The 12,603-nt window shown below is 35.9% G+C and carries 14 protein-coding genes and 1 other RNA gene; 14 read left to right on the top strand and 1 reads right to left on the bottom strand.

The features are described from left to right. Positions 1–29: 29 nt before the first annotated feature. From ACXAE4_RS20685 to ACXAE4_RS20625, 13 genes are all read left to right on the top strand, one after another. Positions 30–581, top strand: coding sequence for an SLOG family protein (locus ACXAE4_RS20685; RefSeq protein WP_028414057.1), 552 nt, complete (start codon positions 30–32; stop codon positions 579–581). Positions 582–685: 104 nt separating this feature from the next. Next, a complete protein-coding gene (gene gpsB, locus ACXAE4_RS20680; RefSeq protein ID WP_013056140.1) occupies positions 686–1,018 on the top strand; it encodes a cell division regulator GpsB in 333 nt (110 codons plus the stop codon). A 63-nt stretch (positions 1,019–1,081) separates the two neighbouring features. Continuing rightward, an RNA gene (rnpB, locus tag ACXAE4_RS20675) (RNase P RNA component class B) lies at positions 1,082–1,470 on the top strand. Between the two features lie 248 nt (positions 1,471–1,718). After that, positions 1,719–2,063: a lmo0954 family membrane protein gene (locus ACXAE4_RS20670; protein ID WP_028414056.1), complete on the top strand. Its 345-nt coding sequence runs from the start codon at positions 1,719–1,721 to the stop codon at positions 2,061–2,063. 36 nt (positions 2,064–2,099) lie between these two features. Beyond that, positions 2,100–2,726: a PspA/IM30 family protein gene (locus tag ACXAE4_RS20665; protein ID WP_289578834.1), complete on the top strand. Its 627-nt coding sequence runs from the start codon at positions 2,100–2,102 to the stop codon at positions 2,724–2,726. 135 nt (positions 2,727–2,861) lie between these two features. Further along, the gene (liaF, locus tag ACXAE4_RS20660; protein ID WP_028414054.1) at positions 2,862–3,590 is read left to right on the top strand and encodes a cell wall-active antibiotics response protein LiaF; all 729 of its coding nucleotides are present in this window, start codon (positions 2,862–2,864) and stop codon (positions 3,588–3,590) included. Next, entirely contained in the window at positions 3,587–4,633 is a 1,047-nt protein-coding gene (locus ACXAE4_RS20655; protein WP_028414053.1) for a sensor histidine kinase, read from the top strand. Before liaF ends, ACXAE4_RS20655 begins: the two co-directional genes overlap by 4 nt. Further along, positions 4,626–5,252, top strand: coding sequence for a response regulator (locus tag ACXAE4_RS20650; protein WP_028414052.1), 627 nt, complete (start codon positions 4,626–4,628; stop codon positions 5,250–5,252). The genes ACXAE4_RS20655 and ACXAE4_RS20650 overlap by 8 nt, the downstream gene beginning before the upstream one ends. A gap of 132 nt (positions 5,253–5,384) precedes the next feature. Further along, positions 5,385–7,052, top strand: a complete 1,668-nt coding sequence (locus ACXAE4_RS20645) for a glycoside hydrolase family 13 protein (protein ID WP_028414051.1) — start codon at positions 5,385–5,387, stop codon at positions 7,050–7,052. Positions 7,053–7,261: 209 nt separating this feature from the next. After that, a complete protein-coding gene (locus ACXAE4_RS20640; protein ID WP_155008271.1) occupies positions 7,262–8,404 on the top strand; it encodes a THUMP domain-containing class I SAM-dependent RNA methyltransferase in 1,143 nt (380 codons plus the stop codon). Positions 8,405–8,511: 107 nt separating this feature from the next. Then, positions 8,512–9,432, top strand: a complete 921-nt coding sequence (locus tag ACXAE4_RS20635) for a tyrosine-type recombinase/integrase (protein WP_475236810.1) — start codon at positions 8,512–8,514, stop codon at positions 9,430–9,432. A 13-nt stretch (positions 9,433–9,445) separates the two neighbouring features. After that, complete coding sequence (locus tag ACXAE4_RS20630) at positions 9,446–9,619, top strand: hypothetical protein (RefSeq protein WP_214984528.1); 174 nt, start codon at positions 9,446–9,448, stop codon at positions 9,617–9,619. A gap of 173 nt (positions 9,620–9,792) precedes the next feature. Next, a complete protein-coding gene (locus ACXAE4_RS20625) occupies positions 9,793–10,581 on the top strand; it encodes a hypothetical protein (RefSeq protein ID WP_475236807.1) in 789 nt (262 codons plus the stop codon). Positions 10,582–10,894: 313 nt separating this feature from the next. Here the strand turns inward: ACXAE4_RS20625 and ACXAE4_RS20620 are convergent, their stop codons facing one another. Continuing rightward, positions 10,895–11,062 (bottom strand): ribbon-helix-helix protein, CopG family, encoded by a 168-nt coding sequence (locus ACXAE4_RS20620; protein WP_323617867.1) that lies wholly within the window; start codon positions 11,060–11,062, stop codon positions 10,895–10,897. Positions 11,063–11,578: 516 nt separating this feature from the next. On the opposite strand from ACXAE4_RS20620, the gene ACXAE4_RS20615 reads away from it, so the two are divergent. After that, on the top strand, positions 11,579–12,562 hold the full coding sequence (locus ACXAE4_RS20615; protein ID WP_475236805.1) for a hypothetical protein: 984 nt from the start codon (positions 11,579–11,581) through the stop codon (positions 12,560–12,562). The last annotated feature ends 41 nt before the right edge of the window (positions 12,563–12,603 follow it).

The following is a 12,603-nucleotide window of genomic DNA, read 5'->3' as shown; positions in this document are numbered from 1 at the left end:
ATTCTATTTTGTTACAAAGGAGTTATATAATGAAGGTGCTAACGGTTACTGGTTATAAGCCATTCGAACTTGGAATTTTTAATGAAAAACATCAAGGCATTACATACATAAAAAAAGCGCTCTATAAAAAATTACAGGAATTAGTAGAAGATGGATTAGAATGGGTATTGATTAGTGGCCAGCTAGGAGTAGAGATTTGGGCAGCAGAAGTGGTATTTGATCTGCAGCTCGATTATCCCGAGCTTCAGTTAGCTGTTTTAACACCATTTTTGGAGCAGGAAGAAAAATGGAATGACGTCAATAAAGAATTGTATGAATTCGTCTTAAGTCAAGCAGATTATGTAGATAGCATCACAAAAAAGAAATATGAAAGTCCAGCACAGTTTCGGTTGAAAAATCAATTTTTAGTAGAAAAAAGTGAAGGTATTTGTTTAGTTTACGACGAAGAGCACGAAGGAAGTCCTAAATATATGTTAGAAACGGCTAAAAAGCGTGCTGAACGAGAAGAATACCCTATTATAATGGTGACGTCTCACGACTTACAAGATATCGTGGATGAAGAAAAATTTTCGTCTTTTTAACGCCACTTGACGAAACATTTTAAAAGATAAATTGACATTTGAAGCTATTTTTGAAAAAATGAATTATAATAAAGATAAGGTTTATCGTATTCGAGGTGATAGAGATGTTAGCTGATAAAATTCGTTTAACGGCCAAAGAAATTTTAGAAAAAGAATTTAAAACAGGCATGAGAGGCTATAATCAAGAGGAAGTAGATAAGTATCTAGATTCTGTTATTAAAGATTATGAAGCATTTCATGAAGAAATTGAAGCATTACAAACTGAAAATTTACGCTTAAAAAAGCAAGTAGAAGAGTTATCTAAAAAGCCGCAACAACCTTCGTTTACCCCGCCGCCGGCTCAACAGCAGCAGCAAGCGGGTACGACAAACTTTGATATTTTAAAACGTTTGTCAAACTTAGAAAAACATGTGTTTGGAAGTAAATTATACGAATAACCTAAAAATAGGAGTTGCATTCAACTCCTATTTTTATTATACTAAGGAAAGTCGTTATCAATAACGTTCGGGTAATTGCTGCATCACATATGAGGATGTAGAGGAAAGTCCATGCTCGCACAGACTGCGATGTCTGTAGTGTTCGTGCCTAGCGAAGTCATAAGCTAGGGTAGCTGTTAAAAGCTAACGGCGGGGAAAAAGCCTAAGTCTTTTTAAGATATGGCTTGACTACTCTGAAAGTGCCACAGTGACGAAGTCTTATCAGAAATGATAAGAGTGGAACGAGGTAAACCCCTCGAGCGAGAAACCCAAATAATGGTAGGGGAACTTTCTGGAAGGAACTGAACGGAAGGAAGGACAAAATGGTTACATTTTGTAGATAGATAATTGCCACCGGAGTACGAGGTAGCTAGCCGCTTGCAGTACAATGGTACAAAACATGGCTTACAGAACGTTATTGAAAAGCAATCGACAATAGTTGTTATACACTATATTTTAATCCAACCCAGCTCTTCATATAACGGAAGAGCTTTTTTTATGTCAAAATGACAGCTTATCATAAGCTGTCATTTTTTTTGTACAATCAGGCTGAGCTTGTTGTCAGCCTCAGGTCTTAGGAGAAAATAAAGCTCTAGCTCGTTTTGAAAAAACGTTATCATCCTTAAACTAAGTATATAGAGAAGCGAAAGGAGGAAACAAAATGAAAAAAGTTGGTTTGTTTTTGATTGGAGCGGTAGCTGCTATCGTTCTTCTTGCAAATGCTGGCCCCATGGTAGGACTTGCGCTTGGCTTGGTTATTTTGTACGTAGCATTTAAAGGGTTTGTTAAAGCAGAGACCCCCTTTAAAAAATGGTTCTGGGGGTTTATTGGTGTCGTCGTACTCTTAACAACCGTTTCAAACCTTCCGGCTCTTGCTGGTATCATCGCAGCAGTAGTACTTTACATTGTATATAAAAAGTGGAACAGCAGCAGGCCTATAAAAATGGAAAAAGAAGATCCGTTTAAGCACTTTGAACGTCAGTGGGCTGACTTAAATCAAAAATAATAAAATTTCACTTTATTATCTAAGGAGATGAACAAAATGAGAAACTTATTTACTCGAATGAAAGAAACGATTTCTGCAGACCTTCATCAATTACTTGATCACAAAGAACAAAAAAATCCAATTGCTGCGTTAAATCACTATTTGCGCCAATGCGAGCAGGAGACTGAAAAGGTAAGGCAGCTTGTTGAGCGGCAGCACACGTTAAAAGAGCAGTTTAATCGCGAATACCATCTGGCACTTGACATGATGAAAAAACGTCATGAGCAAGCACAAGTGGCGCAAGCAGCTGAAGAAGTAGAATTACATGAATTTATTGTAAAAGAGCATACTCACTACGAAGAGAGAGCAAAGCGTGTAAAAGAATCTTATGAAGATGCATCCAAGCAGTTAGAAGAGCTTGAACAAAAGTATGAAGAAATGAAGCATAAGGTAAAAGATATGCATATTCGCCGTATGGAACTAATGGGGCGCGAAAATATTGCCCGTGCGCACCATCGTATGAATTCAGTAATGAAAACGGAAGCATCTTATGCGTCCTACAGTCAGTTTGACGAAATGGAAACCTATATTGACCAGCTTGAAAATCAAATTAATACAAATTACTACAGACAAACGGTAGACAGCAAGATTGCTGAATTAGAAAAAAGAGTAAAATCATCGTAAAAAATCAGTGTTTCTGCATAAAACATGGTATTCTAAAAAAGGCGTAGGTTTCTGCGTCTTTTTAAGGTGAGAGAATAGATATCTGCAGCATCCAAAGAACGCTATGTCATCTACGAGGAGAAAGGAGAGGGAGCTGTGCAAAGCGTAAACAAAACAGAATCTCTTATGTTCATTTTTATTTGCAGCTTATTTGTCCTGTTTATTGAAATTATGTTTTTTCACAGCGGCTTGATCTTTTCTGTATTAATTGCCGGTGCGTTCATGTATATTGGGCGAAAAAAAATGAGAAGAAAATTAGGGCGTATGTTATTTTGGATTGGCGTTATTGGGCTTGTGTTGAATATATTTAATACGGTTGCCTTTAAGTTTTTAGTTATTGCTCTTTTCCTGTACTTTTTACTTAGATTTATTCAATTACGAAAGCATCCGGTTGAATTTAGACCAACTGACGAGTTGACACAGCAGCCAAACCAAAGTTTGGTGCAGGTCCGGCCGGTTTTGACAAATAAACTTCTTGGTAGTCAAAGAACCGAAGACTCCGTATACGAATGGGATGATATTAATATTCAAAGCGTATGGGGAGACATTGTGATTGATTTAAGCAATACTGTTCTGCCAAAAGGCGATGCGGTTATCTTTATTCGTCAAGTGTTTGGAAATATTAAAGTGCTCATTCCTTACGAAACAGAAGTATCTGTGAATCATTCTAAACTAGCAGGAAACGTAACGGTTTTTGGCCATCAGCGCGGCTTTTCGTTCAATGAAAATTTGTCTATCAAAACAGAGGAATTTGATCAATCTGCTCATAGGGTGAAGATTGTTACAACTGTTGTGATTGGAGATTTAGAGGTGCAAAGGATATGAGTATTCTTCAACGGCAGTTATTGTGGGGGATTTTCTTAAGTTTTTTTGTATTTGTATCCGTGCTCCTTACCGTGTTTTTTGCATATCCTGTTTTTCAACTTAGCGACTTATGGAAAACGAGCGTATTTGGCATGCCTTTTGTGCTGTTTTCCTTCAGTTTAAGCCTTACGATTGGAAGTGTGATTGGAGGAATCATGGGGTTTATGTGGAGACAGCAGTGGGCATATGTTGAAAACCGATTATATGAAATAGAAAATGGCCACCGGCATATGCCGGCAAATGAACCGCTTATTCAAGAAACGTCTCGAATTATAAGCCGTTTAAACAAAGTAGATCATAAAATGATTCTTCAAGCGCAGCAATCTCAAAAGATGGCAACGGAAAAAGTGGAAAATCAGCAAAAGCAAGTGCAAGAAATTGTTTCTCAAGAACGAAATCGGCTTGCTAGAGAACTGCATGACTCCGTTAGTCAGCAGCTATTTGCCGCTTCGATGCTTATGTCTGCTATTACGGAATCCAATCTTACGCTACAAGACTCTGAAGCTAAGCAATTAAAGATGGTTGAAAAAATGATTAATCAATCACAGCTTGAAATGAGGGCTTTGCTTCTTCATCTTCGTCCTGCAGCATTAAAAGGAAAATCGCTACAGGCTGGAATGAAAGAACTGATGAATGAGCTTGCTCAAAAAGTACCGCTTGAATTAAATTGGAAAATAGAAGGGTTTGAACTTGATAAAGGCATTGAAGACCACTTGTTTAGAATTTTGCAAGAATCCGTATCAAATACGCTGCGTCATGCAAATGCAACAGCTTTAGACGTGCTGCTGATCAAACGTGACTTTTCCATTATTTTACGTATTTTGGATAACGGAGTTGGTTTTGATGTAGAAAAGGAGAAAGTCGGATCGTACGGTCTGCAAAATATGTATGAACGCGCAGTTGAAATTGGAGGCCTATTAAAAATTATTAGTTTGCCCGACAAAGGAACAAAGCTAGAAGTAAAAGTACCGTTAGTAGAAAGAGAGGAGAAGCAAAATGATTAATGTACTGTTAGTAGATGACCATGAAATGGTTCGTATTGGCGTAGGAGCGTATTTGTCGGCTCAAACAGACATTCATGTAATAGCTGAAGCAGCCAATGGCCAACAGGCCGTTGAATTAGGGCTTCAGCTGCGCCCGGATATTATTTTAATGGATTTAGTCATGGAAGAAATGGACGGGATTGAAGCAACAAAACAGCTCATTAAGCAGTGGCCGGAAGCAAAAGTAATTATTGTCACTAGCTTTCTAGATGACGAAAAAGTATATCCCGCTCTAGAGGCAGGGGCAACAAGCTACTTATTAAAAACGTCTAAAGCAGGAGAAATTGCAGCTGCTATTCGCCGTACATATGAGGGGGAATCTGTATTAGAGCCTGAAGTAACCGGTAAAATGATGTCTAAAATGAGAAAGCCGTCTTTACCTCATGAAGAACTCACAGCTCGTGAAATGGAAATTTTACTTTTAATGACACAGGGTAAAACAAATCAAGAGATTGCAGACGAATTATTTATTGCGCTAAAGACGGTAAAAACACATGTGAGCAATTTATTAAGTAAGCTGGATGTGCAGGACCGAACTCAAGCCGTCATTTATGCCTTTAAACACAAATTAGCGCAGTGAGAATCGTTATTCAAAAGAGAATAACGATTTTTTTTGTGAAAAACCTATTTTTTTGCATGTATTCATTATAAAATAGCGATATGCGTAAAGGCGAACGCTTACGTAAAAGCACTATTTTGAGGGGTTGAGCACATGGAAAAGAAATGGTGGAAAGAAGCTGTTGCGTATCAAATCTATCCGCGAAGCTTCATGGATTCAAACGGCGACGGAATTGGTGACATTCAAGGGGTTATTTCAAAATTAGACTATTTATCTGATCTTGGAATTGATGTCATTTGGATTTGCCCGATTTATCAGTCTCCTAACGACGATAATGGCTACGATATCAGTGATTATAAAGATATTATGAAAGATTTTGGAACAATGGAAGACTTTGATGAGCTGTTAGATGAAGTTCACCATCGCGGAATGAAGCTGATTATGGATTTAGTTATTAACCATACTTCAGATGAACATCCTTGGTTTTTAGAATCTAGGTCTGCTAAAGAGAATCCATATCGTGATTATTATATCTGGCACGAAGGTAAAGATGGAAAAGAGCCAAACAACTGGGAATCTATTTTTAGCGGATCAGCTTGGGAGTTCGACGAAAAGACAAAAGAATATTACATGCACGTATTTTCTAAAAAACAGCCCGATTTAAACTGGGAAAACGAAAAAGTACGTCATGAGCTTTATGAAATGGTTAACTGGTGGTTAGATAAAGGAATTGACGGCTTTCGTGTAGATGCTATTTCGCATATTAAGAAAGTGGCCGGCTTCCCAGATCTGCCGAACCCTGAAAAGCTAGATTATGTGCCATCGTTTGAAGGGCATATGAATCGACCGGGAATTCAAGAACATTTAAAAGAGCTAAAAGAAAAAACGTTTGCCAAATACGATATTATGACGGTTGGAGAGGCAAATGGTGTAACATCGGACAGCGCAGATGAGTGGGTAGCTGAAGATGGCGGAAACTTCAATATGATTTTTCAGTTCGAGCATATGGGACTGTGGGATAAAGGAGAAGAAAAACCGCTTGATTTAATCGAGTTAAAAACAATTTTAACTAATTGGCAAAATGGTTTAGAAAAAATTAACGGCTGGAACGCTTTATATTTAGAAAATCATGACCAAATTCGTTCTGTAAATAAATTCGGCAGCACAGCTTACCGAGTGGAAAGTGCAAAGTGCTTAGCTGCACTATACTTTTTAATGAAAGGAACACCGTTTATTTATCAAGGACAAGAACTTGGAATGACCAATGTTAAATTTGATTCTATTGATGATTATGATGATGTTGGGATGATTAACTACTACCGTATTCAGCGTGAAAAAGGCGATTCACATGACGAGATTATGAAAGTTATTTGGGAAACAGGCCGCGATAACTCAAGGACGCCAATGCAGTGGAATACAGAAAAAAATGCAGGATTTTCTACCGGAAACCCTTGGATGAAAGTGAACCCAAATTACGTAGACATTAACGTAGAAGAGCAGAAAAGTGATAAGAATTCGGTACTGAATTTTTACAAACAGCTCATTAAAATTAGAAAACAGCATGATGTGCTGGTGTATGGAACTTATAAGCTGTTGGCAGAAGAAGATTCCGCTATTTACGCGTATACGCGAACATTAGAAGGTAAAACCGCTGTTGTTATTTGTAATATGTCACCGAATAATCAAACGTTCGAGTTTCCTTCAGAGAGCTCATTTACAAACATAGAAGTGCTGATTCATAATTATCCGTTGGATAAAAACGAAACGCTTGAACAATGTACGCTGCACCCATATGAAACACGTGTATACTTACTTTCATAAACAAGTTGAGCAACCGATTGCGCAATTTTAAAATGGAAAGCTTTTAAAAACAAATCTATATGCGACATATGTAAAGAAACTGCTGGCTCTACCAAGAGCGAGCAGTTTCTGCATTTTGATAAAAAGACGGAGAAAGCTTTGACTACGGCGCATGTATATGGTACTTTTACACTTAGTGTAGATAATTAGAAACAAAATGAGGTTGAAAAATGGCGAAATATAAAATTATTGCAACAGCAGCAATGGGAATTGAAGCACTAGTCGCTAAAGAAGTGCGTGCTTTAGGATATGAATGTGAAGTAGATAATGGCAAGGTTATCTTTGAAGGAGACGAGCTTGCAATTGCTCGATGCAATTTATGGCTTCGTACAGCAGATCGAATTAAAGTACAGGTTGGACAGTTCAAAGCTCGTACGTTTGATGAGCTTTTTGAACAAACAAAAGCATTAAATTGGGGAGATTATTTGCCCGTAGATGCACAGTTTCCTGTATCGGGAAAATCAGTTAAATCTAAATTGTTCAGCGTATCAGATTGTCAAAGCATTGTAAAAAAAGCAATTGTTGACAGCATGAAAAAACATTATAACAAAACAACAGGCTGGCTCGAAGAAACGGGGTCAACGTTTAAAATTGAAGTAGCGTTATTAAAAGATGTTGCTACATTAACAATTGACGCAAGCGGTGCAGGACTTCATAAGCGCGGTTACCGCGTAGGACAAGGGGAAGCTCCTTTAAAAGAAACGCTGGCAGCTGCTTTAATTATGCTAACGCCGTGGAATGCGAATCGTCCGTTTGTCGATGTTTTCTGCGGTTCTGGTACAATTGCTATCGAAGCAGCGCTTATCGGTCAAAATATTGCACCAGGATTTAATCGTGACTTCTTATCAGAAGAGTGGCCGTGGATGTCAGCAAGCATTTGGGACAAAGCGCGCGAAGAAGCAGAAGACTTAGCGAACTACGACCAAGTGCTAGATATTGCTGGTCATGATATTGACCATCGTATGGTAAAAGTAGCGGAGCAAAATGCATTTGAAGCTGGACTTGGAGATTTAATTCAATTTAAGCAAATGCAAGTGCGCGATTTTACGACGCCGAAAGAATATGGAATCATTATTGGTAACCCTCCGTACGGCGAACGTTTAAGCGATCGTCCTTCTGTTGAAAAAATGTACGCTGAAATGGGCGAAGCGTTTTCTAAGCTTGATACGTGGTCGATTTATATGCTTACATCTCATGAACAGTTTGAACAGTACTACGGTAAAAAAGCGACGAAAAAACGCAAATTATTTAACGGATTTATTAAAACAGACTACTATCAGTACTGGGGACCTCGTCCTCCACGCAACGACTGATTTAATGCGTTTTTGAGAGAAAAAAATAATCGGTACAGCATTGTACTACTACCTGTGCCACATAACCATGTTACTTTCCTAAGGGAAGGGAGCATGGTTTTTTTGTTATGCAGTTAAAGTACAGTATTAGAGAATTTATTGAGGATCGTAAATTTAAAAATTTATCAAATTACACAATTAAGATGTATGAAACTAATTTAAAAATTTTTTATGAGCATTGCCTTCAACATGAAATTATTAACATTAACGATATAACCCAATCTACAATAAAGAAATTCTTTCTCGTGATGAAAGAGGAACATCATAATAACGTTGGCACTCTAAATAATAAAATTCGTAATCTTAAAGCATTTTTCAATTATTTAATTGAAGAAGAGATGTTAGATGAGAAGAGAAATCCTATGAAAAAGATTAAGCAGTTAAAGCAAGAGGTTAAGATAGAAGTTCCAACTGATGCCCAAGTTAAACAAATCATTAAGTATTTTGAACGTCAAGCATATCGTAATGGCTCTTTCTTAGGTAATCGAAACAGAATGATGATTATCTTTCTTATTTCTACTGGCGTACGTAGAGGGGAAATAGTCAACATGAAATGGTCAGATATTGATTTTCAAAACAATACGATAAAAGTGTTTGGGAAGAAACGTCAAATAGCATCCATTCCTATGACAATTAAATTAAGAAAGGAACTGGCTGAATGGAGAATACTATGTGAACACCAATTTAAAGAAGTTGGTGAGTATGTATTTTGTAGTCGAAGTAATAAACAGATTACAGATGAAGCCGTAAGTACACTATTTAAGCGTGTAAGGCGTGATATGGGGAGTTCAATAGGAAAGATACATTGTCATTCATTTCGTCATTATTTCGCTTCTAAAGCCATTCAGAACGGTTTGGACATGAGTTCTCTACAGAAAATTCTAAGGCACGAGTCACCTAAAGTTACACAGCAATATGTGAATTTATGGGGAACTGCTATTCATGAGCAAAATGAAAAGTTTAATCCATTAAATAACCTAGATATCTAAGGAGGAATTTATTATGAAATTATCATCAATTAACCAAAAGAAACTAAAAGAGATTACGGATCACCACAATAAAAAACTTCACATGCCAGAAGAGGGATTTACAGAAGAACAAATGTTGAATTTTTGTGTTAACTTAGCACATCAAATTTTTGTTACTGAAGAATTTAATCTACAATCCAAAAAATAAATTTAAACACAAAAATGGGGAGTAGGATGCTCGCAACATCTTACTCCCCGATATGGCATAGCAAATACACCATACAACTAGATAAATTAAGTATAGGATACCTATAGAAAAAATTCAAGGGTTCTATACTTGTATTTGTTATGCCCTCAAATATACTTGCTGGGGGTATAAAGATGAAAACGGGGAAAATTGAACAATTTAAGAAGTTGAGCCAGTTTCAGAGTTTAAAGGACTTTAATAACCACGTAGAACAGCACCTTCTTGAATTAAAAGCCGAATTAACTAAATCAGAACGTATTGCTATCAAAGTAATTATTCGTCATGCTGCTAAAGTTTATGGAGTTGCTAATGCTTCACTTAAGAAATTCGTTATTGCTTCACAGAAATATGACGGTGTAGGTGTAAGTAGAAGTACGTTTAAAAGAGCCATTAAGAAAGCAATTTCTCATGGTTTATTTGTCGTTTATGAAACTGAAAGAGATAATGGTTCACAGTCAACCAACGTGTATGTATTTAATCGTATTGAAATTGTTTCTTTTTCTTCTTCAAATGAACCACGCCCTGAAAATAGAAAAGTGGAACAAAGCCCAGTAGAACAACAAAAAGAAGTTGAGCAATTGAACCTCCTTAAAACTGATAAACAAACTAAAACTAACAAGATTATAGATATACGTAAAGACAACGCTATTAAGGATATTCCACTTGATTATCAAGATTGGTTAAAAACATATGGATACACTGGCAAACAGATTGTTGAATTTTACAAGTGTTTAAGATATACAACTAAATATTTGACCTTCTACAATGAGCAGGAAAAAGTACAACTAGGCATACGTGCGTTTAAGCAAATGGTCATTAACAAAAAGTTGGGGTATAAGGTGAGAAATATGTTTGGCTATTACACGCAGGTTCTTAATAATTTTCTTGATATGGACTACTTAGAACTTGTTAGAGAAGGTTAGGTTCAATGTGAACCAGACCTTGTATTACGTCTATATTGGAATAACGATAGGTGTTCGCCTGTAATGTCCTAATTTTCGCCCGACCATCGCCCACATCTCCGAAAATCATCGCCCAAACGCTCTGGCGACAATCTGGCGACAATAATCATCGCCCACAATATCAGGCGAAGTTTTTGGGAGACCATTAAAAGTGGGAGATTATCTTGTAAGATTTATTTTTCTCTAAAAACTTCTCATAAAAGAATGAGTTTTATTTTGAAGAGAAATTTATAAAAAAATTGATTGGAATTTAAATAAAAAAAGAGCCGAGAAATTAATCTCGACTTCTTGTTGATTTGTACTGATCTACATATTCTTTTAAAACTGTTTCCATAAGGTTGTTAAAACTTCTGTTTTGTTCCTCTGCAATCTCCATTAGTTTTTCTTTAAGTTCCTTGTTCAATCTGAAATTAGTTGCTACTTTGTCCTTACTAATACCCATATTTACTACCTCCATAGATACCTAATAAATTTATGATAACACGCTATCAATGTGTTGACAAGGTGGTAGCATAGTGGTAGTATAAAAATATAGCCAATCAGGACAGGTGGTGAGAAGATGAATCCGTGGGCAGTTAATTATCTAGAAGAAACAGTAGAAGAAAATGTTGTTGAAATGTTAGATCAATATGAAAATTTTCTAGTTGGTAACCAAAATAACGAGTAGGAGGTTTAAAATGGATAACAAGGGATTATTTTATTGCTACGATAAAGATAAGTGTTTTTATCTATTACAAAAGGGATTCAGATATCTTACAAAGGCAAAGCATTATAAGACAAATAGATTATTTACTTTGTGGGAAATCACCGAAGAATTAAATGCAGCAATCAAGAAGTATGATAGTCACTAATTTTTAAATAAAATATACATTTTACGGAGAAATTTAATCATTAATAAATCTATTTAAAAGTGCAATTTTATCTAGATTTATAACTTAATCAATCAGGGGGAAATAAAATGACATACGAAGAATTGGAGAAATACCTTCAATACTCAAGTAAGGAAGATCAAACATATCTACCCAATGAAATATTTAATGAATTAAAAGTAATTAAAAACCCACAGCACAGAGCGTTTGCTTATTCCTATATTTATTTAAACAATTATATTTGGAGATATGCTAAATATGGTCAGATACCTTACAGTAAATTAACACAATCTAGTTTATACGAAATTTTAGGTAAGAAAGGTAATAAGGCATTAAATTATTTAACTAAAAAAGATGGACTGCTTGAAGAAATAAAGTGGTTAGAAACAGTTAAAGATTTTCCAATCATTCATGAGTACAAAAAAGAAGATGATGAATTACAATTTACTTTTGTTTCTGAATGGAAAGAAGATGTTGAACTATGGAATCAAGTTAAGCCACCTAATAAATTTACAGTTAAACGTCCAATACGAAGTTATCACAGGAACATACTTGACCCTGAATGGTCAGAAGATTATGAAGAGAATGGATATGAAGATGGTACGTACTTTGAAATTGAAAATACTCATCAAGTTCCGTTTGAAGTTTTCCTATATTGCATGACGAATCAAAATGTCGGTATTAAAGGATTTTATTTGTACTCATACCTACATAGTAAGACACAGTTATATGGAAATTATGATGTAACAATGATTGGATTATCAGAGCAATTAGAAATACCTGAATCAACAATTGAAGCATGGTTAGATACCATTAGAAAATTTAACATGTTGGAAGTAATACATAATCAGGAACATTTTATCTTGGGATTAAAAAAAGGTGAGAGATTTGCAAATACCTATAAAACAAATACTTACAAACTATTTAGCAACAAACCAATTGAATATAAAAAAATGGGGGTCTTACCACGATCAATTTACTTAGATAAGTTAAAGAAAGAGCAAGAGAAAAAAGAGAAGGAAGAGTTAGAAAAGTACGGTATAACTATTAGTCCTGATCAATTACCATTCTAATTATTCTATAGGTGACAATTTGACGGTACATTAATATAAAC

Source organism: Priestia sp. ABM2_011, from assembly GCF_056158845.1.
Note: the sequence above shows the minus strand (reverse complement) of the source record. Positions and strands in the feature narration are given on the sequence as shown.